Below are 26,020 nucleotides of genomic sequence, written 5' to 3' on the forward strand. Positions count from 1 at the left end.
GCCTGTTGGCAAACTAACTGCAAGCTTATGGCGAAGCCATGGTGTGTAGTGACAGGTTGATAACAACGCAATTAGCGGCTCGTTTCCGTCAAGTCCTTGTCAATCCAGTATTTGGAGCCGGAGATATTGGCATCGAGCAGCAAGCCCTTCTCGCCAATCTGGTAGATCGCCATGCCACCGTTGTATTTGGCGGTCAGCTCGGCGCTCTCCTTGCCAGCCACCACCCCCACTTCGGAGGTGGCTTCCCAGCCCTGGGTCACGAACGCATCGAATCTGGCCTTGTCTTCAAACAGGATCACCTGCTGATAGAACTTGCCGCCAATCCCTGCCGCCAGACCCGCACCAAACATCTTCATATAGGTGTGCTGGCCGTTTTTGCGATTAACCGCCACCCCGGCCCCCTGATTGGTATGCAGCATCAGGGAGAACTTGCGCGAATCGAACACCGCATAGCCATAAGCCTTGTCAAACAGCAACTTGGCTGAAGGCTGCTCGTTGAACAACCGGATCAGCGCAGTGTCGGCCATGGTATTGAGCGCGACTCTCGCCTCTTTCGCCGTCTTGGGGTTGAGCATCTCGTTGAGTTCTTTATCGGCGGCCTTCAGCCACTCCTTGCTGGTCGCGATGCTCTTGTCGGTCCAGACCCCGGCAGTATTGAAAGCATCTTCGCCCCAGGCCGAGATAGAATCCCAACTCTTTTTGGAAAAATCGCTGACGTCCTGCCACACCTCTTTGCTCGTTTCACTCACTGCAGCGCCCAGATCAGAGGCTGCAGCCTTGAGTTTTGCCCAATCGGCATAGCAGGGCGAAAATGCCAGACTCAGTGATAAGGCCAGCAGCCAGTTACGCTTTTTCATCTTCTTGCTCCCGTTCAGAGTGAGGGACCTTTTGACGCACCCGCGATCCGGCACATGGCCATGTATCCGCTATCCGGTGTGCTTTTTATCCGGTTCATGTCTGCATTATCAGGAGGACCTGTGATGGAAGCAATCATTGAGTCCTTCACCACCTGATGCGGACGGCTAAGTTCCCCAGAAACCGTCATAAAAAAAGCTGCCCGCCAGTGGCGAGCAGCTTTGATAACACAGTAAATAGCAGCCGTTATTCGACCATCATTACCTTGCAGGTGTTGGTACTGCCCACGGTTTCCATCTTGTCACCGTGGGTCAGCAGCACCATGTCGCCACTCTGCACCAGGCCTTTGGCCTTGAGTACGTCCAGCGCGTCGCGGCACACTTCGTAGACCGGCTTGGTCTCGTCACCGTCAAACATCACCGGGGTGACGCCACGGTAGAGATTGGTCCAGGCCAGGGTCTTGTTGTGGGGAGACATGGCGAAGATCGGCAGACCGGAGCTGATACGGGACATCAGCAGCGGGGTGGTGCCAGATTCGGTCAGCGCCACGATCGCCTTGACCCCTTCCAGGTGGTTGGCGGCATACATGGTCGACATGGCCAACGCCTCTTCCACCGAGGTAAAGGTATAGCTCATGCGATGATTGGAAACGTTCAGGCTCGGGTGCTTCTCGGCACCGACACAGACGCTCGCCATGGAGGTGACGGTCTCGATAGGGAACTGACCAGCGGCGGTTTCGGCAGAGAGCATCACCGCATCGGTACCGTCCAGCACGGCGTTGGCCACGTCCATCACTTCGGCACGGGTCGGCAGCGGTGCATTGATCATCGACTCCATCATCTGGGTCGCAGTGATGACCACACGATTCAGACGACGGGAATAACGGATCAGCTTTTTCTGCACGCCAACCAGCTCGGGGTCACCGATCTCGACACCCAGATCGCCACGGGCGACCATAACGGCATCGGAACCGAGGATGATATCTTCCATCGCCTCATCGGTAGCGACGGTTTCAGCGCGCTCCACCTTGGCAACAATCTTGGCGTTAGAACCGGCTTCGCGGGCCAGCTCGCGAGCATAGCGCAAGTCATCGCCACAACGGGGGAAGGAGACAGCCAGATAGTCCACGTTCATCAACGCAGCGGTCTTGATATCTTCTTTATCTTTCTCGGTCAGGGCTGGCGCGGAAAGACCACCGCCTTTTTTGTTGATGCCCTTGTTGTTGGAGAGCGGCCCGGCAACAGTCACAGTGGTGTGAATGCGGGAACCTTCAACCTGCTCGACTTTCAGCTGCACCCGACCGTCGTCCAGCAGCAGAATATCGCCGGCGATCACATCGTCAGGCAGACTCTTGTAGTCAATGCCGACCTGCTCCTGACATCCTTCGCCCTTACCAAGGGCCGCATCGAGAATGAATTTGTCACCGATAGCCAGATAGACCTTACCATCCTTGAAGGTGGATACACGGATCTTGGGGCCTTGCAGGTCACCCATGATGGCGACGTGGCGGCCAAGCTTGGCAGCAATCTCACGCACCTGGTTGGCACGCAGAATATGGTCTTCCGCAGTACCATGAGAGAAGTTCATCCGCACCATGTCGGCACCGGCAAGAATGATCCCCTCAAGGATCCCTTCGCGGTCGGTAGCCGGACCAAGTGTGGTAACAATTTTTGTACGTCTAGGCATGAAAAACTCCAATGTGAAGTGGATATAACTTGAGATTCTGCCCTATCGAGCCCATGGCTCGATGCACCCGTTTGCAAACCATCCGGGTGGTTTTTGTTATTAAATTACAATACTACACCACTGCGCGGGGCATAGACAGCCGGGGGCAAACGCCCCTGCCGATTCAGGAAGAGTGCGGTGTTTCGAAGCGGGATTCACGCAATCCCTCTTTTACTTTTTTCAAATTTTCGCGAAATTTCATCCCACGGCGCAGGGTAAACCCGGTCGCCAGCACATCAACCAGCGCCAGCTGGGCGATGCGAGAAGCCATCGGCATGTAGACATCGGTATCTTCCGGCACATCCATGGAGAGCACCAGATTACACTCACGGGCCAGCGGGGAGTCTTTGGCGGTCATGCCGATCACGGTGGCATCGTTCTCCCGAGCCAGCGCGGCGATCTCGACCAACGCTTTGGTGCGACCGGTGTGGGAGATCAGCACCACCACATCCCCTTCGCTGCCGTTGATACAGCTCATCCGCATCATGACGATATCTTCAAAACTCACCACAGGAATATTGAAGCGAAAAAATTTGTTCTGGGCATCGCGGGCAACTGCAGAAGATGCCCCCAAACCGAAGAAGCTGATCTTCTTGGACTGGGTCAGGATATCGACGCAGCGGTTGATGGCGGAGATATCCAGGCTGTTCTTGGCCGCATCCAGACAAGCCATGGTGGATTCGAAGATCTTGGCGGTGTAGGTATCCGGGCCATCTTCCGCTTCCACATGACGATTAACATAAGGGGTGCCATTGGCCAGACTCTGGGCCAGATGGAGTTTGAAATCGGGAAAGCCTTTGGTATCGAGACGACGGCAAAAACGGTTGACGGTCGGTTCACTGACGTCGGCCATCTTGGCCAGGGTGGCGATGCTGGAGTGAATGGCCGTCTGGGGAGAGGCCAGGATCACCTCGGCTACCTTGCGTTCCGATTTACTGAAACTTTCCAAGTTGTTCGTAATTTTATCAAGGGTATTCATCATCACCACCAGGCGTTTTTGTAATTTAGCTTCAGTGTCTCTGCACTGAATCTACGACTAAGCATGCTGCCAATCAAGCTAAGGACTATACAAGACAAGCGGTTATCGCAACTAACACCTGCCATACAAAGTATGACTCATCTCTAATTATTTCGTACTTTTCGTTACAAAACGTCATCTCACCATGAAAACGCTTACAAATGTTGCAAAGCAACAACACTGTGAGCAGCCGCACGTTTGTGTCGATCCAGCGAGTTAGCACAGCCCAAGCTCGGATAGAATATACAGTCACCCTCTAACAATAATCTCGGGATGCAACGGTCGTCCCAACCCTGTAACGAAGGAGTAGTTATGCAGCATACCCACGCGCTGGTCGGCGATGTCGGCGGAACCAATGCACGCCTGGCTCTGTGTGAGCTGGCCACCGGTACTATCTCGCAAGCCAAGACCTACTCTGGTCTGGCCCATCCCAGCCTTGAAGCCGTGGTACGCCTCTATCTGGACGAACACCACGCACAGGTGAGCGAAGCCTGCATCGCCATCGCCTGCCCCATCAACGGTGACTGGGTCGCCATGACCAACCACAGCTGGGAATTTTCTATCAGCGAGATGCAGGGTAATCTGGGGCTGGATCGCCTGCAGGTGATCAATGACTTTACTGCCGTCTCCATGGCAGTGCCGGTACTGGCAGCAACGGATCGTATTCAACTGGGCGGCTCGGCACCTGTCTCTGGCAAACCCATCGCCATCTATGGCGCGGGCACCGGCCTTGGGGTCGCTCACCTGGTGAGGGCAGGAGAGCAGTGGCTGAGCCTGCCGGGTGAGGGTGGCCATGTAGATTTCGCCGCGAACACCGAAGAGGAAGATGCGGTGCTGCAGGTGATGCGGAGCGAATTGGGCCATGTCTCGGCCGAACGACTGCTATCCGGGCCTGGTCTGGTCAACATCTATCGTGGGCTGGTGAAATCCGATGGCCGTGAGCCTGAACCGTTCGCCCCCAAAGATATCACCGAGCGCGCACTGAGTGGCGAATGTCTGGATTGCCGTCGCACCTTGAGTCTGTTCTGCGTGTTGATGGGGCGCTTTGCCGGCAATCTGGCCCTCAATATGGGCACCTTTGGTGGCATCTATATTGCTGGCGGTATAGTCCCGCGCTTTCAAGAGTTCTTCATCAGCTCGGGTTTTCGAGTGGCCTTTGAAGACAAGGGACGCTTCAAATCCTACCTCAAAGAAATCCCGGTATTCCTGATCACTCACCAAGGGCCGGGGCTGCTCGGTGCTGGTGCTTATCTGCGCCAGTCGATGGGGATCTCTATCTGATTAACCTCTGGCACGAGGCGGGATCATCGATGGTTCAGCCTCGATTCAGTGTGAATGGCATAAAGTAGCTGCACGTAACCAAGAGGGTTGTACTTCACAAGGAGTGGAAAGCGACTCTCATCCACTGGATACGTTTGTCACCTGACAAGCCTGAACTGTTTCAACCGGCCTTTTGGCCGGTTTTTTTTATCTTCAATTCCGCAGTTACTGTGCCAGCGCCTTCAATTGTGACTTATCGGGGGGATTGTTCCAATCGATGGGGCCATGGGTAAAACGGTACTGCAAACGCGGCAAGCTGATCTCCAGCCACTCTTCCCGAAAATAGGCAAAGCCCTGATTCCAATCAGGATCATTGGCCCAGCCGGTTTGCAAAAAGTGCAGACGGGTCCCCTGCCCTTCAGGTACAAAGTGCAGACAGACATGGGTTTTCTGCAAGCGAATATGGGGAAACGTGGGCGGAAAATTCCAACTAAAGCTGAGTAAATCATAAGGCATCACCGCCATGACCCGGCACCCTTCACTACCCCGTTCGCCCAGCGGGGCATCGGGCCTGAAGTAGATCTCGAATGGGCCATTCGGTTCGGCCACCATCAAACACTCGGGAGCCAGAAAACTGCGCAGACCGCTTTCTGTCGTCCAGGCATGCCAGACATCGTCTATGTGTGCCGGCACAAAAATATTGCCTTCAATCTGTTTATTGTCCATAAATCAGCGATCCTCAAGCCATCCATACAAGAGCTTCCGGCAGTATAGCCCCATGCCAAATATAATGGACAGAGCTTAATCACACCCTTGTCACTTACATCGAGTTGACTTGTCACTGTGCAATATCATCAGCTAACAGTCACTGAACCCGGAAGGTCATCATGATAAGACTCATGGCAGAACAGGATATTCCCCAACTGGCCCAGCTGTTTTTAAAGATCCGGCGACAAACCTTTCACTGGGTCGAACCCGTTCAATTTCAGCTTGATGATTTTACAAAGCAGACCGAAGGCGAACGTGTCTGGGTAGCCGAGCATGGGGCAAACATCTGTGGATTTATTTCCATCTGGCAGCCTGACAACTTCGTCCATCATCTATATGTTGCAAGCGACTGGCATGGCCAGGGGATTGGGCGAGCGCTGCTCGAACACGGGTTGACCGATACCGCCAAACCCGGCTCGCTCAAGGTCGCGACCCTTAATACCGCAGCGTTGGCTTTTTATCATCGCCTCGGCTGGATAAACAGCGATGAGACCGGTCACTGTGACGTCACCGGCCCCTGGTGCAAATTGCTCAGAAACTAGCAGGGCGCCCAGCGCCTGCGCTTTGCGGCTGAACAGGCACCAGCTGTACCGGGGGGAAGAACCAGCGGTAGAGATCGAACCAGCCATCGCGCTGGGCAATCACCACCTCGTGCACCGGATCGCGCTGGAAGATCGCCACCTTGTTTTCGGTCAACGGCACCCAAGCGTAATTGACCAGCGCATATTGCGACTGGATCAGGTTGTACTCATTGAGATAGGAGTCATCGTTACCCGACTCGTGCAGCTGGGTACGACTGTCTATGAGGTAAACAAGCTGGTTGAAGAAGGTAAATTGAAAGCCGGTCACCCGCCACTTCTCTTTGGTCGCCTCCTCCTCTTCAATCACGGTAATTTTTCCCCAGCGACACACCCCGTGATAGTTGACCCCGTTGGCCGACATTTTCAGATCGTAATGACAGCCCAGACTGTTGATAAACATCCCGACCACAAACAGCAGCACGAAAAGCAGTGGCAACAGCAGCAAGGTATTTTTCAGCGTTCGTTTCATCAGACATCCCTTACAGCGTTTTTTCGAGCTCTTTATAGGAAAGCACGCGCACTTTATGACCCGAGATCAATACCAGCGATGCCGGTTTGACTGGTGGCACGTCACTCTTGGCCTCCATCTGGCAAACAACGCCGGTCGGCGAGTCGGCGCAATGCACATGGAGCCACTCGAAATGGAGATAGCTGGCGGCAAACACCACCAGCACAGCCAGTAGCAGATTGACGTACATCAAGCTCTTGGCCAGCATCGGCCGCCCGATACCGCTGAGGAAGGCGAGTTGGAAACGCTCACCGAAGGAGCGGGGAGCTGCAGAAGCAGAAGCAGAAGCAGGCTCTTTGATGACCTCGTGGTCAGACAGTGGTGGCGTTGACGATGACAGCGCAGTCACAGCAGGCTCGGGCTCGCTCACCGGCTCGGACAAGGGCTCACTATTTGTTGGCTCCGACTTGCCGTAATAGCTCTTCACCTTGCAGTTAAGGTGCAGGGAGTACCCTTTTTTCGGGGTGCTTCTGATATCCAGCGTTTGAGGGGATGATGCGAAGTGGCGGCGAATATTGGCGATGGCCACGTTCAAGGAGTTAGGGCTGATAGGGCGGCCCAACCAGCCGATATTTAGCAGCAGATCCTTGTCGCACACCTCGTCATGGTGATCAAGCAGATAGCTGAAAATGAGGCTCTCTGCCGATGACAAGCGCACCACCCTGGCACTTTGCAAGTTGTCCTTGTCGGCACAGAAGATCAGCTCTCGCCTTTTGACATCAAAGACATAATCACCGAAGTGATAGGCTGATATGTTATTGCCTGGCGCAACCCCCGTCATACCAACCACCTGTTATTTGCATTCATCATGAAGAAGATGGGATTCCACGTCTGATATGGCCAGATGGCGGCTCAGGACTTTCTGTATTTAAACGAAATTCTAATGGGTCGGGATCAGCGGCACAATAGATGCAGGCAGGCATGAGCGGGGAAAATGAAAATATGCGTCCAGCGCTGTCGGACTGCGTATCGGGCAGAGCATGATGCTGCGATGTTCACCCATCGAGGTCATGCCAATCTCGACCAAGCAGCGGCATGAGCATGACGAAAAGTGCCATTACCGGACAGGCGGCCCCTGTCCCTCACGACAGCTCGTATACCTCACAATGAAGGGAACCTGCCCCGTGGGATGCACCGGCGGGGCGAGGCTGACTGACTAAACCCGAAACTGCTTGAGTAGACCATCAAGCTGGGTCGATAGTTGACGCAGATCGCTGCTGGCTTCAGCAACTTGTGCCACTCGCGCTGCGCTCTCACTATTGAGTGTGGCAATGCGGTTGACGCTGTGGCTTACGCCTTCTGCCACCGAATGCTGCTCTTCCGATGCCTGGGCAATGTAGATATTCATCTCGCGGATCAAGCTAACCTGACTTTTTATCTTCTCCACCGAGTTCTGCACATCTGCCGCCTCGATACCCGCACGGGATGCTTTCTCCTGACTTTGCTGCATGCCCAGACCGACATTCTGGGTGGCCTGTTGCAATCGCTTGATACTGGCACTGATCTCCTCGGTTGACTGACGAGTGCGTCCTGACAGGGTACGAACTTCATCCGCCACCACCGCAAAACCCCGGCCCTGATCCCCTGCTCTGGCCGCCTCAATGGCGGCATTGAGGGCCAGCAGGTTGGTCTGTTCGGCAATGCCGTTGATCACTTCGATGATGGTGCCAATACTGCTGCTCTCGGTCGAGAGGGAGCGCATCAAGACAGCTACCCGTTCCACTTCACCCACCAGTTGATGAATGGCCTCATTGGCATGGCCCGCCAGCTTGTAGCCCTGCTCCACATAGAGATTGGCCTCATCTGTCGCGGTGGCAGTTCTCCCCGCATTACCCGCGACCTCCTGCACCGCTTGGCTCATTTCGGTAATGGCGGTGGCGACCTGATCCAGCTCTGATTGCTGGGCGTCACTGCCAACACGAGTATCTGCCGAGAGGGCATCACAGCGTTCGGCATTTTGCAGCACCCCGGCAGACAGCTCATTAATCTCCGCCACCATCTCCTGCAACTTGGCAATGAAGAGGTTGATGTTGGTGGCCAGCGCCCCCATTTCATCCTGACGGCGGATCTTGAGACGCTGGGTCAGATCACCCTCTCCCCGTGCCAGGTCAAACACCGCCTGATTCATCTGATGGAGCGGCCTGAGCACATTGCGGTGAATGAGTACCATCAGCAGCACAATGATGCAAAGATCGAGCACCACGATTTGCCAGACGGTCGTGATCAACTGCTGACGCAAGTGGGCCTGAATAGCAGCATCACTGGTTTGCACCAACAATCTGGCCACGGTGTTTTTCTGACCACTGTCGTCATAGACCAGATCATACCCCCCGTAGGCAGCCGTATCGGCAGGGATGGCGCTAATCGGTGCGATAGTCCCCGCAGCATCACGAGTAAAGCCGGCCACCAGCTTTTCCTTATTCACCACGAGTAAAGTGCTCAGCATATCCGCTGCCAACTCGGATCTGAGCGATGCCTCGATGAAGGCTGATTCATAATTCCACAGCGGGCCGGGTAGGGAGAGCTGCAGCCGACCGATGGCCTGTTCGACCAACACGCTCTGCTTGCTATAGCTCTCCGCCCTGGCGGCGCTGTAGTTGTAACCGCCAAACAACACCAGCAACAGACTCACCGATAGAGAGGTCAACACGGCGATCCTGAACGTCAGACTTTTCCAATCCATGGTTTCCTCCCGGTTTTACGGCAGCCGGAGCAGTGCCATAAACTGGCACTTGCTGTTGGTACTGTTACTGGTATTTGGCGTTGATCTTGTCGATGGTGCCATCCGCCTTCATGGCGGCCAGGATCTCGTTGAGCTTGGTGATGAGCTCATCCGGCGTCTCCTTGTTAAACGCCAAACTCATCTGGGTTTCCTTGAACACAAACACTGACTTGGGGTTGGCAACCTTCTCCTTGGTGGCCAGATAGGGGGCCAGATATTGACCGGTTGCCCACAAGTCGATGCGACCCGCTTCCAGTTTTTTCACGTTGGCGGTGTCATTGGCGGCCAGCTGCAACTTGGTGAAACCCTGCGCCTTGAGATACTCGGCAGCTGCATCACCGTTATAGCCCCCCACCGAATACTGCTTGGCATCTTCGAGTGATGTCACCGTAATATTGGCCGTCGCGCTGGAGAAAAAGACCCAGTTGTTATTAACCAGCGGCCCGACCCACTTGAACAGCGCTTCCCGCTCTGGCGTGCGCGTTGTTGAATAGAGCGCCGTGTTGGGGGTGCTGAGGGTATCTTCATAAGCCCGCTTCCAGGGCATCAGCGTCAGTTTGTATTCAACCTCAGCGCGCTTGAACAGCTCTTCAACCACTTCGGTAGATAGCCCGACAATCTTGCCCCCCTCCCCTTGCATGTTGAATGGAGGATAATCCTCCGTCATCACATTCAATGGCACGGCCTGAGCCGCACTCATCGTCATTACGGTAGAGACTGAAAAAATTGCGCTTTTCCACAGCTGTTGATAGTTCATTGCAACCTCGCCTTGCTTGCCATTCATCCCTGAACACCCACCCCTTTTGGCGGGCGGTGCACTCCTGACCCGATACGGGTCATGCCGGCTTTCACGGCTCGCCGCCCACCCGATGTGCAGCAGCAAACAAATTCCGATTTCGCCAGCACGCGATTGAGCGCAACCGGCAAGACAGGCTCATGGTCAAAGAGAGGGGGAACAAGCCAAAGCAAGATGAAAAAATGCTGGATGGGGACGGATAATACCGATGACGTGCAACAGCGCCGTGGCAAAAGAGAGGCGCATCGATACATGGCGACGGCTTGGAAGAAAAATGATCGAAAACGCCAACATCCATTTTATCATCCTGCTCAAAACAACATCAGAGCCATACCTGCCCTTTAGCTAAGGTCACGAAAACAGATACGTCAAATGACAAGGCTAAACCCCTAATCCATCACCGGACTGCGTTGTGGCAATGGAATTTCGCTGCAGGATTCAGTCAAAAAGGAGGCCACCCCAAGGTGGCCTCCTGCAGATCAACAGCGTGTGTAATGCCGGGGCTTAATCCTTGGCTGCTTCCATCACTTCCTCTTCAGAGTGAGCAGGCAGGATCAGATTGAGCAGGATGGCCGCCACTGATGCCAGACCGACACCGGCCAATGCGAAGTCACCGATCTTCATCTCCAGCGCACCCACACCAACCGTCAGCGTCACACCCACGATAGCGATGTTACGCGACAGCCCCATATCAACTTTGGACTCCACCAACGTCTTGAGGCCGATAGCAGCAATGGATCCGAACAGCAGCAGCATGATACCGCCCATCACTGGCATCGGGATGGAGGTGAGCAGTGCATTGAACTTGCCGAAGAACGCCAGAATGATGGCGAATACGGCCGCCCAGGTCATGGTCACCGGGTTGAAGTTGCGAGTAATCATCACAGCACCGGTCACTTCGGCATAGGTGGTCACAGGTGGGCCACCGATGAAACCGGCAAAGCAGACACCGATACCGTCACCGGCCAGCGTGCGGTGCAGACCCGGATTCTTGGTGTAATCCTGACCCGTCACCCCACCGATGGCCAGCACGCCACCGATATGCTCGATACACGGGGCGATGGCTACCGGCAGCATAAACAGGGCGGCAGCCCAGTTGATCTCCGGGGTTTCAAAGTGAGGCAGCGCTAACCAGGGGGTATTGACCATCCCCTCAAAGCTCACCAGCCCCATAAATATTGCCGAGATATAGCCGACTACCACACCACTGAGGATCGGGATGAGCTTGATCCAACCTTTGCAGAACACGGCAGCAATCAGGGTCACCGCCAGTGAAATCCCCGCCAGAGTCAGCGCTGCACCGGCCGGAATAACTTGCTCGGCACCCGCACGCCCCATCGCCATGTTGCAGGCAACCTGCGCCACGGAGAGGCCAATTACCATGATCACCGGGCCGATGACGACCGGCGGCAACAACTTATGGACAAAACCCATCCCTTTTACCCGGATCAGCACAGCCAGAATGAAATACATGAAACCGGCGGCAAACAGGCCAAACATGGTGGATGGCAATCCCCAAGTCTGGGTGGCGTAGATGATGGGGGCGATGAAGGCAAAGCTGGAACCGAGGAAAATCGGGACTTGGCGACGAGTGCAGAGCTGGAACAACAAGGTTCCCACACCAGCGCCAAGCAGGGCCATGGAGGGGTTCAATCCGGTGAGCAGGGGCACCAGAACCATGGCGCCGAACGCAACAAACAGGATTTGCAGCCCGGCGACACTTTGCTTGACTAAGGAAAACATGGATGTCCTTAATTTTTTGATAACTGACAGGGATATTTGACACTTTTCAGTTATCACAAGACTTTTTCAAGGCACGAGGTGAGCATAAAAGCATCACCTGTTACCTTTTACTGCTTGGGGAGGGCATGAAACTGGCTTTTTAGGCGGGATTCGTTGCTACAAGCATCGAGTATGCGATTTTACGCATTATTGTGGCGAACGCCAATCGTTTTTCCATCATGTTTATTGTGTTTGTGGTCAGAAATGCCGCCATCAGAGGGCGATCTATAATGGATCCCGTGAACCAAGATGGACAAGGAGTCCCCATGTCACAGCCCCCATTCAAAGCCAACCAGCGCAGATTGCTGATCGGCTCGGCTATCGCACTAGCCCTGTTTGCGAACCCGTTCAGTTATGATTTCACCCACAATGAGTGGCAAATGAATCAGGCTTATGCCAAGTCCTGCTTTATCGCCGGCACCCGCATCACGATGGCCGATGGTTCCATCCGCCCCATAGAGACGCTCCGGGCCGGTGAACAGGTGCTGGATCAGCACGGCGGCAACAACCGGATCCTTGCTGTCGAACATGTAATACTGGGCAAACGCAGACTCTACGGGATCAACCATCTGGCCCCATTCTTTACCGCAGAGCATCCTCTGCTGACCACTCGGGGCTGGGCGGCCATCTCACCCGCCATGACCCGAACCGAAAACCCGCAGCTGACGGTGCTACCGCTATTTACCGGCATGCAGATAGTGTGTCGCCCGGCACCTGGCATGGTGACGGGCAATCTGGCCCTGCAACCCCAACCTGAGCTACTGCTGGTTGAGTCGCTCTGCTGGATCGAGGCTCCCCCAACCACTGCGCTCTTCAATCTGCTGCTCGATGGCAGCCACAGCTATATCGCCAATGAGCTGATCGTTCACAACAAAGATGGTGACGGGGGTAGCGACAGCGGCGGAGGTAGCGACAGCGGCGGAGGCAGCGACAGCGGCGGAGGCAGCGACAGCGGCGGAGGCAGCGACAGCGGCGGAGGCAGCGACAGCGGCGGAGGCAGCGACAGCGGCGGAGGCAGCGACAGCGGCGGTGGCAGCGATAGCGGCGGTGGCAGCGATAGCGGCGGTGGCAGCGATAGCGGCGGTGGCAGCGACAGCGGCGGTGGCAGCGACAGCGGCGGAGGCGGAGGCAGCGATGACAGTGGCGGCCAGGGCGAGCATGCTGGCGGTGAGCGGCATGGTGGTGGTGAGCAACACGCCGGTGGCGAGCGTCATGGCGGCCGCGGGTTTGGCAATGGCGTTGATGACAGCGGTATGGATGCCGTCGATGCCAATGGCAACAAGCTCAGAGGTGATGGCACCATTGATGACAACGGTGTGGATGCCGTCGATGCCAACGGCAACAAGCTCAGGGGCGATGGCACGGTCGATGATAACGGCGTGGATGCCGTCGATGCCAATGGCAACAAGCTCAGGGGCGATGGCACGGTCGATGACAACGGCGTGGATGCCGTCGATGCCAACGGCAACAAACTCAGAGGCGATGGCACGGTCGATGATCGCCAGCAAGTGCTTACCGATGAGCAGGAGCGTGCTCTGCTCAACAACGGTTTTCGCCAACAGGGGCAACCATGATGCGCTATCTGCTACCACTCCTCCTGCTCGGCCTCGCTGGCTGCGCCACGGTCGACACTCCGCCGCTTTACCATCAGATGGATAAGGCCGATGTTCAACTGGCCAATCAGGCCCTCGCCCAGGCGCTGGAAACCCGCACCAAAGGGCAGAGCCTCACCTGGTTCAATCCGGCCAACCGTCACTCGGGCAGCGTCACGCCGCTGCGAACCTTCCGCCATGCCAGCGGGGAGTGGTGTCGCGACTATCGCGAGCAACTCTATATCGGCAAGGCCAGCCAGCAGTGGCAGGATACCGCCTGTCGCAATCAGGACGGTCGCTGGCGGCCCTTGCGCACTTAGCGCGTGACGGGGATAAACGAAAGGGGGTAGCTGTGCTACCCCCTTGTCATTTGTGCCAACCCATTATTTTGGCAGGGGATCCGCGGTTATACCCGGCGATAGGGCAGGTAAACCGGCTCCCACATGTGGTGGAGGATATGCTGCTGCAAATCCTGACCGATCAGCGGATGGGAGGGATCCCGGCGCACTATATCTTTGAGCACCGCAGTCGCCACATGCACCGAGATGCTGCGCAGCTCGCGAATACGCGGATAAACGGCGCCTTTCGCCAGGTCCACCTCGCTCACGCATTCGGCCAGCGCAAAGGCGGCAGTAGTGAAGATATCGGGGCTTAACTCGCGAAGCTGGCTGACGATGGCCGCCAAACCCACACCGGGGAAGATAAAGACGTTGTTGCCCTGCCCGACCCGGAAATCCTGTCCCTCATAGCTCACATCCTTGAACGGACTGCCAGTGGCAACGATGGCCTTGCCCTGACTCCAGCGGTAGATATCCTCCGGTAGCGCTTCACAGTTGGCGGTCGGGTTGGAGAGCGGGAACACCATGGGGCGCTCGCAATGCTTCTGCATCAGTTTGACGTGCTCTTCCTGGAAGGCGCCGCCCGAGCCGCTGGTACCCAGCAGCACGGTAATGGGCACATGGCGCAGCACATCGGCCAGATTGGCCTTGCCGGGCACCTCGGTATCCCAGCCCGCGAGCAGCAGTCCCGGCTTGGCGTAACGACGTTTGTACTCGTCGAGCCCGTCCCGGTTGTCACACACCAGCCCCTGGGTATCCAAGATGTAGATGCGATCGCGGGCCGCCTGCGGATCCATCCCCTCGCGGATCATTCCCGCGCAGATCTGATCCGCCACCCCGACCCCGCCAGCACCGGCGCCATAGACCAGATAGTTCTGCTGGCCGAGGGTTTCCCCCTTGACCTTGACCGCACCTATGATACCGGCCAGCACCACGGCACCAGTGCCCTGAATGTCATCGTTGAATGACGGCAGCGCCTGCTGGTAGCGGGCCAGATTATTGAAGGCGTTGGATTTGCTGAAGTCTTCCCACTGCAGCACGGCGTTGGGGAAGTGGCGCTTGACCCCGGCGACAAACTTGTCGATGAAGTCGTCGTACTCCTTGCCGCGAATGCGCTTGTGGGGCTGACCCAGATACATGGGATCATCGAGCAGTTTTTGGTTGTCGGTGCCCACATCCAGCGCGATGGGCAAGCAGCAGGCGGGGTGAATACCGGCCCCCAGGGTATAGAGAGAGAGCTTGCCGATGGGGATCCCCATGCCGCCCACCCCCTGATCGCCGATCCCCAAGATCCCCTGGCTGTCGGTCACGACTATGATGCGGATCGATTTGGCATCGATATGACGGGCCAGCGAGTCCATGTCTTCGACGTTTTTCGCGGTGATATAGAGGCCGCGCGGCTTTTGGAAACGGTGGCTGAACTCCTGACACGCCTTGCCGACGGTCGGGGTGTAAATATAGGGAGTCATCTCCTCCACATGGCGGGAGAGCAAGGCATAGAAGAGAGTTTCGTTGCGATCCTGCAGGGCGCGCAGGTTCTGGTACTTCTCGATGTCGCTGCTCGCGCTCTTGAACCCTTCATAAACCCGTTCGAGCTGGGCTTCAAACGTTTGTACCTGAGGCGGCAACAAGCCATCGAGCTCGAAATCGGCACGTTCCTGTTCGGTGAAGGCAGTGCCCTTGTTGAGATTGCGATCATTCAGCAGGTTGGTACCTGTCAGTGCAACGGGGCGAAAATCCTGTCCCTGTGCATCTTTCCACAGCAGATATTGTCCGGTAGCCATAGTCATTCTCTTTGATTTACGTGAAGTTGCCATTCGGCAGGAGAGTAAGACTCATAATGAAATCAATCATATGACGTTTATTCGATCGGTTTTGTGAGCTTGGGCATACCCTGCGGCCAAAATAGGCCCCCGGCGACCCCGGCGAGACAAATATCCACGGCAAGGAATGAGACTCATGTTAGCATTGCTGGCAACCCAGCCACCCTTCACAGCATCACAGCCGGGAGTGACCCTGATGCCCTCGACTCTGCCAGCCTGCGCCCCCCTCTTCTCTCCATGCGCCTGATCCCGCTGCTTGCTCTTTGGCTGTTTCTGACCTGCCAATCGGCACTGGCCGCACCGGGCCGGGTGCTCAACATCATCGTTGGCGAGTGGCCTCCTTTTGTTTCGGAACAGTCAAAAAAACAGGGCCCGGTGGCCCATCTCATCAGCGATCTGTTCAAGACGGCGGGCTATGAGGTGAAGTTCCACTTCGCCCCCTGGGGCCGGGTCTATTCGCTGGCGGCCAACAGCCAGCTCTACGATGCCACCGCCGTCTGGATGCACAAACCGGAGCGGGAGCAGGATTTTCTGTTCAGCGAAGCGGTGCTGCAGGAGCAGTTTGTTTTTTTCTCCCTCAAAGCACGGCAGCTGCAGGCCGAGCGCCTTGAGCAAATCGTCGGCATGCGGTTGGGGGGCGATATCGCCTACAGCTACGGGCCAGAACTGGACCAGATGGTGGCTGACGGCAAGGTGACCCAGCAGAAGGTCACCGACGTGAAACAGAATTTTGGCAAGCTGCTGCGGGGGCGGATCGACCTCTATCCGCAAGAGCTGCGGGTCGGTCTGGCCGAGCTGCAGAGCCAGTTTGATCCCGCCAGCGCAGCGCTCATCACCCACAGCCAGACCCCTTTCCTGCGTAACGACAGCTTCGTGATGTTCCCGCGCAAGATGCCGGATTCGGCCAAATTGCGGGATCAGTTCAATCAGCAATTGCAGCAGGCCATCGCCAGCGGGCGCTATCAGACTTACTTCGAACGACTGGCCCGGGGCGACTATTGATCGTCTTGATGAACGTCTTGAGGTAAACGCGAGGGAAAAACAACAGCGGTGGCCCCTTGTAACAGCCACCGCCGTGATGCTTGTCAGCAGCAGGCATTAACCGCTGATGCCCACCTCCAGCTTGAACGGCGTCTTGGCCTTGCTGCTTTCGGCCGCCCCCATCTGGTAGACACGAATGGTGTAGGTGCCCTTGGCGGGCAGGGTTGTCTCAAAGTTGTTCCCTTCGGTGGAGCCGATAAAGATCGCCTCCCCCTTGCTGCCTGGCGGCAGAATATTGAAATAGGGCTTGCCGGTCAGGATCACCACCATGCTCTGGCCCTTATTGGCCGTCAGCTTGTAATCTAGGGTCTGGCGGCCCTGAATGGTGCCGTTGATGGTTGCCCCCGATTCCCCCTTCTTGAACTGCACCTGCTGGGTCTTGATCTCGTCAGCCGCCTGCACAGACCAGGCCGATATCCCGCCCAGCAACCCGACCGACCATACCGCAGCCAATAACACTTTGTTCATCTTCACACTCCTCTCCATTGAAACCATGCCCGTCTACTGTCGCCTGCTTACTATTGCACATTTTCCATACACCGCTGGCGCACAAAAACCCGTTTGAATCACTTTTCCCTTGTTTGTAAACCGATAAAGGGGATGAACCACTATGCTGAAGATTGGGCCCATAGCAACGGAACTGCACTGCGGTATGCCAAACAGCAACACCATGAGCAACATACTGATCGTCGATGACATGGCCTCCAATCGCTACATCCTGCGCAGCCTGCTCGAAGAGGCAGGCTATAAGGTGCGCGAAGCGACAGATGGCCAGCAGGCCGTTGATGCCGCAGCACAGGCCACGCCCGATCTGATCCTGATGGACATCAATATGCCGGTGATGGATGGCTACGAAGCATGTCGGCGGATCCAGCAACAACAGGGGCAATGGGCACTGCCCATCATCTTTATCAGTGCCAACAGTGAAGTCAGCGCCCTTGAGCAAGCCTTTCAGGCCGGTGGCTGTGACTATGTCTCCAAGCCCTTTCATCAGCTCGAAGTGCTGGCCCGGGTGCAAAACCAGCTGCGCCTCAAGGAGCTGGGGCGCCAGCAGGCCAGAGTGCAACTCTACCAAAGCCTGTTCCAGCTCACCGCTGGCATTGCCCATGAGATCAATACCCCGCTGGGGGTCGGCATTACCGCTTCCAGCCTTATTCAGGGCGCGGGCGACCTGCTGGCCAACGCGGTGAAAAGCGGCGTGCTGGGTCAACGCCTGCTCCATCAGCAACTCACCGATATCAAAGAGGGCACCGAGCTGGTTGAATCCAGCCTGCGCCGGGTTGCAGTGCTGGTCACACGTTTCAAGGAGCTGACCCGGGATCAGACCGAGCTGGATGCCAATACCTTTTCGGTGCAGGAGAGTGTACAGAAGCTGCTGCTGGCCTTCTTGCCCGAGCTGCAGATCGCCAAGGTCAGTTACCATCTGGACGGCAACCAGGTCACCATAACTGCGCCCGAATCCCTGTTTCTGGATCTGATCCAGGAGCTGATCAAAAACAGTCTGGATCACGCCTTTCAGGGCGCCGGAGAGCACAGTTTCACCATCCATATCGGGCAGCAGGATGGCTCACTGCTGCTCACCTACAAAGATTCCGGCCCCGGCATGCCCGCCGACAAGTTGCCCCGGCTGTTTGAACCCTTCTTCACTACCCTGCGCGGCAACGCCAATCACTGCGGGTTGAGCGCCTGTCGGATCCACAATCTGGTGGAGAACAACCTGCGCGGCTCGATCAATGTCACCAGCCCAGCGGGTGAAGGGCTCTGCTACGAGATCCACCTCCCGCTCAAACCGGCGGGCTGACACACCAAGCAGAGCAGATGAACAACAGGGGGAATGGAACAACAACAAGGGGCGCCTCAGCGCCCCTTACCTTTATGTGTTCCGTGCCATCGACGGTCAGCTTGATTTACCCGTCTTGGGCTCATCAAGGGTGTGTTTCACCTCTTCATACCAGAGGTCGTGGTGCTCCTTGGCCCAGGTCTCGTCCACCTCGCCGGTCACCATCCCCTCCAGCGCCCCTTCCAGCTGGAACAGGCCCATATAGATATGGAAGATAAAGCCGCAGATGAGGATCAGCGCCCCGACGATATGGATAAAGCTGGCCCACTCCATCTGACGGCGCAGCTGGCCGAAGATGGGGAAGTCCAGAAACAGCCCGGTCGCCACCACTATGCCGCCAAACCAGATCAGCAGCCAGAAAATGGCCTTCTCGCCGCCGTTGGAGAAGCCCGCCGAGGGGTGGCTGCCCTTGTGGGGGCCCAGCATGCCGCCCGCCTTCATGAACCAGCGCACGTCCACCATGTTGACTATGTTGTGACGAAACCACTTGATGAGCACGCCCAGCAAACAGAGGAAGAAGAGCGGCCCCACATAGTTGTGGAACTCCTTGGCGAACCAGATCCAGTTCTCCCACACCCCCATGCTCACCACCGGCTTGATGAAGTGCTTGCCGTAGATGATGGCCAGCCCCGACCCGGAAAGGGTCAGAAACATGGCCGCAGTGGTCCAGTGCAGCGCCCGATCCAGCCTGCTCCAGCGCTTGAGCTTGCGCCCGGTGCGGGGTTTGGAGAGCTTGGTCTGCCCCACCGCCCAGTACATCAGGCCGCACATGGCCAGGGAGCCGAAGATGGCGATGGCACCGAGCGGTGACACCCACTTGGTCTTCACCTCGAACCAGAGCTGGCCCGGCACCGAGATCAGCACCCCGTGCTCCGGCGAGCGGGAGGTGGTGTAACCCTCCTGCCCATCCTTCACCGCCCGCCAGTAATCGGCGCCGGCAAAGCCGACCGCCTCTTTCTGCGCATCAGCGAAGCCGGGCGCGCTGAACAGCAGCAAGGCCGTCAGCAGCGCTGTCAGCCAGTGTCTCATTGGCCATCCTCCTGCTTGCCAAGCTTGAGCCCCTTGCCTCTGCCATCGTGAGGTTTGCTGGCGTCGCGATAGATCGCCTGTTCGTCAGCTCCCCAAGCTGCATGAGGGGCGCCGCGATAGGCGACCCGCTCACGGAAGATGTCGGAGATCACCTGCGCATCCCCTGCCAGCAGTGCCTTGGTAGAGCAAAGCTCGGCACACATCGGCAGCTTGCCTTCGGCGATGCGGTTGGCACCGTACTTCTGGCGCTCCGCCTCGCTGTGATCCTCTTCCGGGCCACCGGCGCAGAAGGTGCACTTGTCCATCTTGCCGCGATCGCCAAAGGCGGCGGTTTTCGGGAACTGGGGCGCCCCGAAGGGGCAGGCAAACAGGCAGTAGCCGCAACCGATGCAGAGATCCTTGTTGTGCAGCACTATGCCGTCGTCGGTGTGATAGAAGCAGTCGGCCGGGCAGACCGCCATGCAGGGGGCGTCGGTGCAGTGCATGCAGGCGACCGAGATGGAGGTCTCCCCCGGCAGGCCGTCGTTGAGGGTCACCACCCGGCGGCGCTGGATGCCCCACTCGAGGGCATCGTCGTTCTCGTTCTTGCACGCCGTCACACAGCCATTGCACTCGATGCAGCGCTTGGTGTCACACATGAATTTCATTCTGGCCATGGGATCAGGCTCCTACTTTGCGAAAACGGCACAGGGTGACCTTGGTCTCCTGCATCTGGGTGACAGGGTCATAACCATAGGTAGTAACTATGTTGACCGACTCACCCAGCACATAGGGGTCAGACCCTTCCGGATATTTGGATCGCAGATCCTTGCCCTCGAAGTGGCCGCCGAAGTGGAACGGCATGAAGGCGAGCCCCGGCTTAACCCTTGGGGTCACCAGCGCCTTCACCTTAACCCGGCCCCCTTCCGGCCCCTCGACCCACACATCCTGACCGTCGCGCACGCCGACGTCGTTGGCATCCGCCGGGTTGATCTCGACGAACATCTCCTGCTGCAATTCAGCCAGCCAAGGGTTGGAGCGGGTCTCGTCGCCGCCCCCCTCGTACTCCACCAGACGGCCGGAGGTGAGGATGATCGGGAACTCCTTGCTGACGTCCTTCTCCTGCACCGAGGCGTACTGGGTCGGCAGGCGCCACAGGCTCTTCGAATCAGGCCAGGTGGCGTAGTCGGCCAGCAGATCCCGGCGCGGGGTGTAGAGCGGCTCGCGGTGCTTGGGCACCTGATCCGGGAAGGTCCACACCACGCAGCGCGCCTTGGCGTTGCCGTAGGGGACGAAGCCGTGCTTGATGGCCACCCGCTGGATGCCGCCGGAGAGGTCGGTCTTCCAGTTCTTGCCCTCGGCCTCCTTCTTCTCGGCCTCGGTCAGCTCATCCCACCAGCCGAGCTGCTTCATCAGATCGGCAGTGATCTCGGGATAGCCGTCTTCTACTTCACTTCCCTTCGGCCAGGAGTCTTCGGCGAGCAGCGAGACCCCCTGATACTCGATGCCGAAGCGGGCGCGGAAACCGCCGCCCCCTTGCGAGACCGGAATGCTGGTGTCGTAGAGGATGTGGCTGCCGGGGTGCTTCATCTCCGGGGTGCCCCAGCAGGGCCACGGCAGACCATAGATCTCGCCGCTAACCGGGCCCCCCTCGGCCTTGAGGTTGGTCTTGTGGAAGGTGTGCCAGTTCTGCTGGTGCGCCTTGAGCCGCTCCGGGCTCTGACCGGTGTAGCCCACGCTCCACATGCCACGGTTGTATTCGCGGGTGATGTCTTCCAGCAGTGGCTGGTTGCTCTCTACCTTGATGTGCTTGAACAGTTGATCGGCAAAACCAAGCTTCTTGCTCATGAGATACATGATCTCGTGGTCAACCTTGGATTCGAACAGCGGCTCGATCACCTTGTCGCGCCACTGCATGGAGCGGTTGGTGGCGGTGACGGAACCATAGGTCTCGAACTGGGTGGTGGCTGGCAGCAGGTAGACGCCGTCGGTGCGATCGTTCATCACCGAAGCAACGGTAGGATACGGGTCGACAATCACCATCATGTCGAGCTTTTGCATCGCCTTCTTCATCTCGGGGCCGCGAGTCTGGGAGTTGACCGCATGGCCCCAGTAGAACATGGCGCGGATGTTGGAGCCCTGCTCGATCAGATCGGCGTTCTCCAACACACCATCCACCCAGCGGGAGACCGGGATGCCGTTGTTGTTCATCGGCAGCTTGCCGTTGTAGGCCTTGTTGTCGAAACGGGCCTTGATCCACTCGTAATCCACGTCCCACACCCGGGCCCAGTGCTTCCAGGAGCCCTCTTCCAGCCCGTAGTAGCCGGGCAGGGAGTCGGAGGTGACGCCAAAGTCGGTGGCGCCCTGCACGTTGTCGTGACCGCGGAAGATGTTGGTGCCCGCTCCGCTCTTGCCCACGTTGCCGAGGGCCAGTTCGAGGATGCAATAAGCGCGGGTGTTGTTGTTGCCGGTGGTGTGCTGGGTACCGCCCATGCACCAGACCACGCAGCCGGGGCGGTTGTCGGCCAGCAGCTTGGCGGCATCGTGCACTTGCTGTTCGTTAAGACCGGTCACCCGCTCCACTTCCGCCGGGGTCCAGCGTGCCACCTCTTTTTGCACCTCGTCCATGCCGTAGACGCGGGTGCGGATAAACTCCTTGTCTTCCCAGCCGTTCTTGAAGATGTGCCAGAGCATGCCCCAGATAAAGGCGACGTCGGTGCCCGGGCGCAGGGAGAGGTACATGTCCGCCTTGGCGGCGGTACGGGTGCGACGCGGGTCGACCACCAAAATCTTGCAGCCGTTGCGCTCTTTCGCCAGCAGGATGTGCTGCATGGCGACCGGGTGGGCCTCCGCCGGGTTGGAGCCGATGAACATGATCGACTTGCTGTTGTGCATATCGTTCAGGCTGTTGGTCATGGCGCCGTAGCCCCAGGTGTTGGCTACGCCAGCGACCGTGGTGGAGTGGCAGATCCGCGCCTGATGATCCACGTTGTTAGTGCCCCACAGGGACGCCATCTTGCGAAACAGGTAGGCCTGCTCGTTGGAGTGCTTGGCGGAGCCGAGCCAGTAGACGCTGTCGGGACCGGACTCCTTGCGAAGGCGCAGCACCTCGTTACCCACCTCTTCGATGGCCTGATCCCAGCTGATGCGCTGCCACTTGCCGCCCACCAGTTTCATCGGGTACTTGAGGCGACGCTCGCCGTGGCCGTGCTCGCGCAGGGCCGCCCCTTTGGCACAGTGACCACCGAGGTTGAAGGGGTGATCAAACGCCGGCTCCTGACCGGTCCAGACGCCGTTTTGCACCTCGGCATAAACGCCGCAGCCCACCGAGCAGTGGGAGCAGATGGTGCGCTTCACCTCGACCGGCACCTCTGCAGCCACGGTTTTGGCCTCGGCCCGCTGCATCATGGCGGGAGTCAGCCAACCGGCGGCCACGGCGCCACCGGCCACCAGACCAGAGTTGACCATAAAGGCGCGACGGGTCAACCCCTGGCCGCGAGCGGCCTCATTACTTTGTAAGCTGCCCTGCTCGCCCACTTGGGGCTGCTCGGCACGTTTTGTCAGTTTCATGAATTCTCCTTCACTGATCCGGCTCAGTCGGTGCCGCGCAGGGTGCGATAAAAGTCGTGAACATGGGGGGTCTCCCGATAGCCCTTGTCAGGCTCGGTGTCGTGGGTCAGCACCTCTTTGCCAACCACCCGACCGGTGGCACCGGCCAATACGCCTATGGTGGCGACCACGCCAACTCCCTTGATCAGATTGCGGCGGGACGGGTCTTTCAGCTTTTCATCGCTCATTCTTGTGACCTCTGTTTTTGTTCTTGCCGGCGCCTGCGCGCCAGCTTCGCGTCCAATGGGATATCTCATCTGCTCGTTTTGTTATGCGCAGCTCTTGTTATGCACAGATAGGGGCGTTCAGCCCTTCACCACGCAGGCGCCAAACGGCAGGCGCAATTCGTTTTCCAGCTTGAAGAAATCTTCGGCAAGGGCCCCGACCGCCCGGTAGAAGCTGCCCCCTTTCGCCTGTTGCTGATCGCGGCAGCAGGCGAGAACCCAAGGGGCAAGGTGGCGTTCATAGAAGCGGTTGCGCTCCGGGTGTTGCTCGCCAATCAGTACCGCCATCACCTCGCACAAGGCGGCCAGATGATCTTCCGGCTCGCACACTCCGCTCTGGCGCTCGAAGCCGAGGGACTGCAGGTCGGCGCGCAGTACCGCCAGCGGCAGCTCCATCAATGAGCCGGTGAGATACCAGGAGGCAAACGGCACGATCTCCCCGCGCCCCAGCCCGATAAAGAGATCCTGATACTCCTCGCCAAGCTCGTTTTCGTGGTGGCTGCTAGCCGCCAGCTGCACCAGTCCCAGCCCTCTGGCAAAGGGGCCCGGCATAGCCTGCAACCCTTGCAGCCAGGCGAGCTGTTCGCCACGGGGGGCGGCGCGCCAGAGGCTTGCCAGCAGGGCGTAGAGATCGGCGCTGCTCTGTTCCAGTTCGGTCATGGTCAGTTCGCCAGCCTTTTCGTTATGTTGTTCACTCATCACTGGCCCTCACACCTTGAGCTGGGAGACGGGATCCGCCGCCAGCGCCGCAAACACATCCTTGACCCGACAGTCCTCGCACATCAGCAGCCGCTGGGCGGCCTCATTCTGGAAGTGGGAGTGACCGGCCAGTTTTTGCTGGATGCGGCGGATCATCGAGGCTGGCGCGAACGGCTTGGAGCAGCGAATGCAGCAGGCAGCCTCTTCGGCCTTGAGGCTCTGGACGGCGCGGCGCGCCTCGGGCACAGGTTGCAGGCGGGGCACCAGCACAATGGCCTGCTCGGGGCACGCCTTTTCACACATGCCGCACTGGATGCAATCCTGCTCGATAAAATTGAGGCCCGGCGCATGACCCACCGCATGCAGGGCGCGGCTCGGGCAGACCGCCACGCAGCCCATGCAGAGGGTGCAGTCAGCTTCTTTCAGCTCCACACTGCCGTATGGGGCGCCATGAGGTACCGCCAGCGGCTCGCAGCTCCCTTCGTTGGCCTGCCAGAGGACATCGAAGGCGGCAAACAGGTTTTCCCGTTTGTCCCCTTTGAGCGGCTTCTCCAGCAGGGCAATGGCTGGCTGCACGTAAAGAGACTCATCCATTTCGGCATCGCCGTTAAACAGGGCAATACGATCGGCAGCAAGCCCAGCGCCCGCCAAGAGCACGGCGGCGCTGGCCAGCTCCCGTTCAACCAGCGCACGGACGCTTGCGGGGGCATCATCGCCCAGTGCAATGCGCACCGCGCTGGCGCCATAGGCGAGGGCGGCGAACCAGCTCTCGATGCCTAAACTGGCGCTCTCCTCCACCCAGATCGGCAGCCAGTTGGCGGGCAGGCGGGTGAGTTCGGCTTCCACCCATTCGCGCTCGTTTTCACCGGCGATCAGCAACTGGGGCGCTTCGCCGCCCGCCTCCCGGTAGTGCTTGAGCAAGCGCAGCAGGTAGTCGCCGCTGGTGTTGGCATCGGGCTGGTGATAGGCAATCGCCCCGGTCGGACAAGCAGAGGCGCAGCTACCGAAGCCCTGACAGAGATGGGGATCGATCTGGATGCGACCATTGATGGGCTTGAGGGCATCGGTCGGGCAGACATCGAGGCAGCGGCTGCAACCGGGCACGCCGCGAGCGGTAAAGGCGCAGGCCTCGGGGTCGAGGCGAAAATAGCGTGGCTTGTCGAAGATACCGGTCAGTGCGCAGATCTCGGCGAGCCGTTCAGCCAAGTCTGTGTCATCAGCCAGATGCAGATAGCCCACCGGCGGGCGCTCCAGCGCAAAGAGCGGGGCGCGGCCCAGATCGGCCACCAGATCGAAGCGCGGTTCGCCATTTGCAGCGGCCTGCTGAGTAAAACAGAGCGCAGCCAGGTTAACCCGCTCACCCTGCCCATTGAGGCCGGTGAGCTGGAACTGGCCGAGATACCCTGTCAGGCTCGGCTCGCGCAGGGTCAGGGCCGCGAGGGATGCGGTGGCATCAAAAATGGCTTCAAGATCTGCCGCCTCAGCATCGTGAACCGATTCAGTCACCAGCAGGGTGGGCTTCACCCCGGCAGGCAGCAGGCTGGCGGCGCGGCGAATGCGATCTTCCGGGCCGACCAGCAGCAAGCGCCCCTGACTCTGGTAAGAGACAGTGGCCGGGATCAGGTTGTCGGTCTTGACCGTATGCTGCAGGGCACAGGCGCGCGCGCGCGCGTTATGCTCGGCCGCCCCCGCCCCGTGGGCCAGATTTGAGGTCAGATTTGGGGTCAGATTTGGCAATGTTTGTTCAGTGCTCACATACGCTCCTGTGCGCGCCACCTCATGGGATGGGCGCTTGTTGGTAAGCCGAGAGAGCAAGAGGCGAGCCAACTCC

Annotated in this window: 23 protein-coding genes; 6 read left to right on the forward strand and 17 right to left on the reverse strand. The window is 58.2% G+C overall.

Going from position 1 to position 26,020, the window contains the following annotated elements:
* Nucleotides 1-71: 71 nt before the first annotated feature.
* The 3 genes from CK911_RS10800 to CK911_RS10810 form a co-directional block, all read right to left on the reverse strand.
* Nucleotides 72-857 (reverse strand): hypothetical protein, encoded by a 786-nt coding sequence (locus CK911_RS10800; protein WP_098969921.1) that lies wholly within the window; start codon nucleotides 855-857, stop codon nucleotides 72-74.
* Nucleotides 858-1,101: 244 nt separating this feature from the next.
* Nucleotides 1,102-2,541, reverse strand: coding sequence for a pyruvate kinase (gene pyk, locus CK911_RS10805; RefSeq protein WP_042020263.1), 1,440 nt, complete (start codon nucleotides 2,539-2,541; stop codon nucleotides 1,102-1,104).
* Nucleotides 2,542-2,704: 163 nt separating this feature from the next.
* Nucleotides 2,705-3,559: a MurR/RpiR family transcriptional regulator gene (locus CK911_RS10810; protein ID WP_172954099.1), complete on the reverse strand. Its 855-nt coding sequence runs from the start codon at nucleotides 3,557-3,559 to the stop codon at nucleotides 2,705-2,707.
* Between the two features lie 312 nt (nucleotides 3,560-3,871).
* On the opposite strand from CK911_RS10810, the gene glk reads away from it, so the two are divergent.
* On the forward strand, nucleotides 3,872-4,879 hold the full coding sequence (glk, locus tag CK911_RS10815; RefSeq protein ID WP_157774555.1) for a glucokinase: 1,008 nt from the start codon (nucleotides 3,872-3,874) through the stop codon (nucleotides 4,877-4,879).
* A gap of 204 nt (nucleotides 4,880-5,083) precedes the next feature.
* Here the strand turns inward: glk and CK911_RS10820 are convergent, their stop codons facing one another.
* Nucleotides 5,084-5,584 carry an SRPBCC domain-containing protein gene (locus CK911_RS10820; protein WP_098969923.1) on the reverse strand — a complete coding sequence of 167 codons (501 nt, stop codon included), beginning with the start codon at nucleotides 5,582-5,584 and terminating at the stop codon, nucleotides 5,084-5,086.
* Between the two features lie 161 nt (nucleotides 5,585-5,745).
* On the opposite strand from CK911_RS10820, the gene CK911_RS10825 reads away from it, so the two are divergent.
* Complete coding sequence (locus tag CK911_RS10825) at nucleotides 5,746-6,168, forward strand: GNAT family N-acetyltransferase (protein ID WP_098969924.1); 423 nt, start codon at nucleotides 5,746-5,748, stop codon at nucleotides 6,166-6,168.
* On the opposite strand, the gene CK911_RS10830 is transcribed toward CK911_RS10825, so the two are convergent.
* The 5 genes from CK911_RS10830 to CK911_RS10850 form a co-directional block, all read right to left on the reverse strand.
* The gene (locus tag CK911_RS10830; protein ID WP_098969925.1) at nucleotides 6,158-6,676 is read right to left on the reverse strand and encodes a hypothetical protein; all 519 of its coding nucleotides are present in this window, start codon (nucleotides 6,674-6,676) and stop codon (nucleotides 6,158-6,160) included. The two genes, CK911_RS10825 and CK911_RS10830, sit on opposite strands and share 11 nt — an antisense overlap.
* 10 nt (nucleotides 6,677-6,686) lie before the next feature.
* Nucleotides 6,687-7,496, reverse strand: a complete 810-nt coding sequence (locus tag CK911_RS10835) for a winged helix-turn-helix domain-containing protein (protein ID WP_098969926.1) — start codon at nucleotides 7,494-7,496, stop codon at nucleotides 6,687-6,689.
* A 375-nt stretch (nucleotides 7,497-7,871) separates the two neighbouring features.
* Complete coding sequence (locus CK911_RS10840) at nucleotides 7,872-9,398, reverse strand: methyl-accepting chemotaxis protein (RefSeq protein ID WP_098969927.1); 1,527 nt, start codon at nucleotides 9,396-9,398, stop codon at nucleotides 7,872-7,874.
* Between the two features lie 64 nt (nucleotides 9,399-9,462).
* Entirely contained in the window at nucleotides 9,463-10,194 is a 732-nt protein-coding gene (locus CK911_RS10845) for an ABC transporter substrate-binding protein (protein WP_098972603.1), read from the reverse strand.
* Nucleotides 10,195-10,737: 543 nt separating this feature from the next.
* On the reverse strand, nucleotides 10,738-11,976 hold the full coding sequence (locus CK911_RS10850; RefSeq protein ID WP_172954005.1) for a uracil-xanthine permease family protein: 1,239 nt from the start codon (nucleotides 11,974-11,976) through the stop codon (nucleotides 10,738-10,740).
* Between the two features lie 305 nt (nucleotides 11,977-12,281).
* Between CK911_RS10850 and CK911_RS21435 the strand changes: the two genes are divergently transcribed.
* Together CK911_RS21435 and CK911_RS10860 are read left to right on the forward strand one after the other, a co-directional pair.
* Nucleotides 12,282-13,589: a hypothetical protein gene (locus CK911_RS21435; protein ID WP_098969929.1), complete on the forward strand. Its 1,308-nt coding sequence runs from the start codon at nucleotides 12,282-12,284 to the stop codon at nucleotides 13,587-13,589.
* Nucleotides 13,586-13,927: an RT0821/Lpp0805 family surface protein gene (locus tag CK911_RS10860; RefSeq protein WP_098969930.1), complete on the forward strand. Its 342-nt coding sequence runs from the start codon at nucleotides 13,586-13,588 to the stop codon at nucleotides 13,925-13,927. Before CK911_RS21435 ends, CK911_RS10860 begins: the two co-directional genes overlap by 4 nt.
* Nucleotides 13,928-14,013: 86 nt before the next feature.
* On the opposite strand, the gene CK911_RS10865 is transcribed toward CK911_RS10860, so the two are convergent.
* Nucleotides 14,014-15,729 carry an NAD-dependent malic enzyme gene (locus CK911_RS10865; protein WP_098969931.1) on the reverse strand — a complete coding sequence of 572 codons (1,716 nt, stop codon included), beginning with the start codon at nucleotides 15,727-15,729 and terminating at the stop codon, nucleotides 14,014-14,016.
* 276 nt (nucleotides 15,730-16,005) lie between these two features.
* Between CK911_RS10865 and CK911_RS10870 the strand changes: the two genes are divergently transcribed.
* Complete coding sequence (locus CK911_RS10870) at nucleotides 16,006-16,770, forward strand: ABC transporter substrate-binding protein (protein ID WP_098969932.1); 765 nt, start codon at nucleotides 16,006-16,008, stop codon at nucleotides 16,768-16,770.
* A gap of 96 nt (nucleotides 16,771-16,866) precedes the next feature.
* Here CK911_RS10870 and CK911_RS10875 read toward each other — a convergent pair whose 3' ends face one another.
* Entirely contained in the window at nucleotides 16,867-17,277 is a 411-nt protein-coding gene (locus CK911_RS10875; protein ID WP_098969933.1) for a DNA breaking-rejoining protein, read from the reverse strand.
* Nucleotides 17,278-17,479: 202 nt separating this feature from the next.
* Here CK911_RS10875 and CK911_RS10880 point away from each other — a divergent pair, with 202 nt between their 5' ends.
* On the forward strand, nucleotides 17,480-18,610 hold the full coding sequence (locus CK911_RS10880) for a hybrid sensor histidine kinase/response regulator (protein WP_098972606.1): 1,131 nt from the start codon (nucleotides 17,480-17,482) through the stop codon (nucleotides 18,608-18,610).
* Nucleotides 18,611-18,706: 96 nt separating this feature from the next.
* On the opposite strand, the gene CK911_RS10885 is transcribed toward CK911_RS10880, so the two are convergent.
* The 6 genes from CK911_RS10885 to CK911_RS10910 all read right to left on the reverse strand — a co-directional run bounded on the left by CK911_RS10885 (nucleotide 18,707) and on the right by CK911_RS10910 (nucleotide 25,944).
* The gene (locus CK911_RS10885) at nucleotides 18,707-19,678 is read right to left on the reverse strand and encodes a formate dehydrogenase subunit gamma (protein WP_098969934.1); all 972 of its coding nucleotides are present in this window, start codon (nucleotides 19,676-19,678) and stop codon (nucleotides 18,707-18,709) included.
* Nucleotides 19,675-20,334: a formate dehydrogenase FDH3 subunit beta gene (fdh3B, locus tag CK911_RS10890; RefSeq protein ID WP_098969935.1), complete on the reverse strand. Its 660-nt coding sequence runs from the start codon at nucleotides 20,332-20,334 to the stop codon at nucleotides 19,675-19,677. Before fdh3B ends, CK911_RS10885 begins: the two co-directional genes overlap by 4 nt.
* A gap of 4 nt (nucleotides 20,335-20,338) precedes the next feature.
* Entirely contained in the window at nucleotides 20,339-23,227 is a 2,889-nt protein-coding gene (locus tag CK911_RS10895) for a formate dehydrogenase subunit alpha (RefSeq protein WP_098969936.1), read from the reverse strand.
* 23 nt (nucleotides 23,228-23,250) lie between these two features.
* On the reverse strand, nucleotides 23,251-23,454 hold the full coding sequence (locus CK911_RS10900) for a transcriptional initiation protein Tat (RefSeq protein WP_021229865.1): 204 nt from the start codon (nucleotides 23,452-23,454) through the stop codon (nucleotides 23,251-23,253).
* A 117-nt stretch (nucleotides 23,455-23,571) separates the two neighbouring features.
* Nucleotides 23,572-24,189, reverse strand: a complete 618-nt coding sequence (locus CK911_RS10905) for a molecular chaperone (RefSeq protein WP_098969937.1) — start codon at nucleotides 24,187-24,189, stop codon at nucleotides 23,572-23,574.
* A gap of 9 nt (nucleotides 24,190-24,198) precedes the next feature.
* Entirely contained in the window at nucleotides 24,199-25,944 is a 1,746-nt protein-coding gene (locus CK911_RS10910) for a 4Fe-4S binding protein (protein WP_098969938.1), read from the reverse strand.
* Nucleotides 25,945-26,020 lie beyond the last annotated feature (76 nt).

This window comes from Aeromonas sp. CU5, assembly GCF_002586745.1.
GTDB lineage: Bacteria > Pseudomonadota > Gammaproteobacteria > Enterobacterales > Aeromonadaceae > Aeromonas > Aeromonas sobria.

Excerpts from the sequence above, each read along its gene's own strand:
- fdh3B (WP_098969935.1), bottom strand. The coding sequence starts at position 20,334 with ATGGCCAGAATGAAATTCATGTGTGACACCAAGCGCTGCATCGAGTGC.
- CK911_RS10850 (WP_172954005.1), bottom strand. The coding sequence starts at position 11,976 with ATGTTTTCCTTAGTCAAGCAAAGTGTCGCCGGGCTGCAAATCCTGTTT.
- pyk (WP_042020263.1), bottom strand. The coding sequence starts at position 2,541 with ATGCCTAGACGTACAAAAATTGTTACCACACTTGGTCCGGCTACCGAC.
- CK911_RS10905 (WP_098969937.1), bottom strand. The coding sequence starts at position 24,189 with ATGAGTGAACAACATAACGAAAAGGCTGGCGAACTGACCATGACCGAA.
- CK911_RS10870 (WP_098969932.1), top strand. The coding sequence starts at position 16,006 with ATGCGCCTGATCCCGCTGCTTGCTCTTTGGCTGTTTCTGACCTGCCAA.
- CK911_RS10875 (WP_098969933.1), bottom strand. The coding sequence starts at position 17,277 with ATGAACAAAGTGTTATTGGCTGCGGTATGGTCGGTCGGGTTGCTGGGC.
- CK911_RS21435 (WP_098969929.1), top strand. The coding sequence starts at position 12,282 with ATGTCACAGCCCCCATTCAAAGCCAACCAGCGCAGATTGCTGATCGGC.
- CK911_RS10820 (WP_098969923.1), bottom strand. The coding sequence starts at position 5,584 with ATGGACAATAAACAGATTGAAGGCAATATTTTTGTGCCGGCACACATA.
- CK911_RS10860 (WP_098969930.1), top strand. The coding sequence starts at position 13,586 with ATGATGCGCTATCTGCTACCACTCCTCCTGCTCGGCCTCGCTGGCTGC.
- CK911_RS10845 (WP_098972603.1), bottom strand. The coding sequence starts at position 10,194 with ATGAACTATCAACAGCTGTGGAAAAGCGCAATTTTTTCAGTCTCTACC.
- CK911_RS10825 (WP_098969924.1), top strand. The coding sequence starts at position 5,746 with ATGATAAGACTCATGGCAGAACAGGATATTCCCCAACTGGCCCAGCTG.
- CK911_RS10885 (WP_098969934.1), bottom strand. The coding sequence starts at position 19,678 with ATGAGACACTGGCTGACAGCGCTGCTGACGGCCTTGCTGCTGTTCAGC.
- glk (WP_157774555.1), top strand. The coding sequence starts at position 3,872 with ATGCAACGGTCGTCCCAACCCTGTAACGAAGGAGTAGTTATGCAGCAT.
- CK911_RS10830 (WP_098969925.1), bottom strand. The coding sequence starts at position 6,676 with ATGAAACGAACGCTGAAAAATACCTTGCTGCTGTTGCCACTGCTTTTC.
- CK911_RS10810 (WP_172954099.1), bottom strand. The coding sequence starts at position 3,559 with ATGAATACCCTTGATAAAATTACGAACAACTTGGAAAGTTTCAGTAAA.
- CK911_RS10800 (WP_098969921.1), bottom strand. The coding sequence starts at position 857 with ATGAAAAAGCGTAACTGGCTGCTGGCCTTATCACTGAGTCTGGCATTT.
- CK911_RS10840 (WP_098969927.1), bottom strand. The coding sequence starts at position 9,398 with ATGGATTGGAAAAGTCTGACGTTCAGGATCGCCGTGTTGACCTCTCTA.
- CK911_RS10895 (WP_098969936.1), bottom strand. The coding sequence starts at position 23,227 with ATGAAACTGACAAAACGTGCCGAGCAGCCCCAAGTGGGCGAGCAGGGC.
- CK911_RS10900 (WP_021229865.1), bottom strand. The coding sequence starts at position 23,454 with ATGAGCGATGAAAAGCTGAAAGACCCGTCCCGCCGCAATCTGATCAAG.
- CK911_RS10865 (WP_098969931.1), bottom strand. The coding sequence starts at position 15,729 with ATGGCTACCGGACAATATCTGCTGTGGAAAGATGCACAGGGACAGGAT.
- CK911_RS10835 (WP_098969926.1), bottom strand. The coding sequence starts at position 7,496 with ATGACGGGGGTTGCGCCAGGCAATAACATATCAGCCTATCACTTCGGT.
- CK911_RS10880 (WP_098972606.1), top strand. The coding sequence starts at position 17,480 with ATGAGCAACATACTGATCGTCGATGACATGGCCTCCAATCGCTACATC.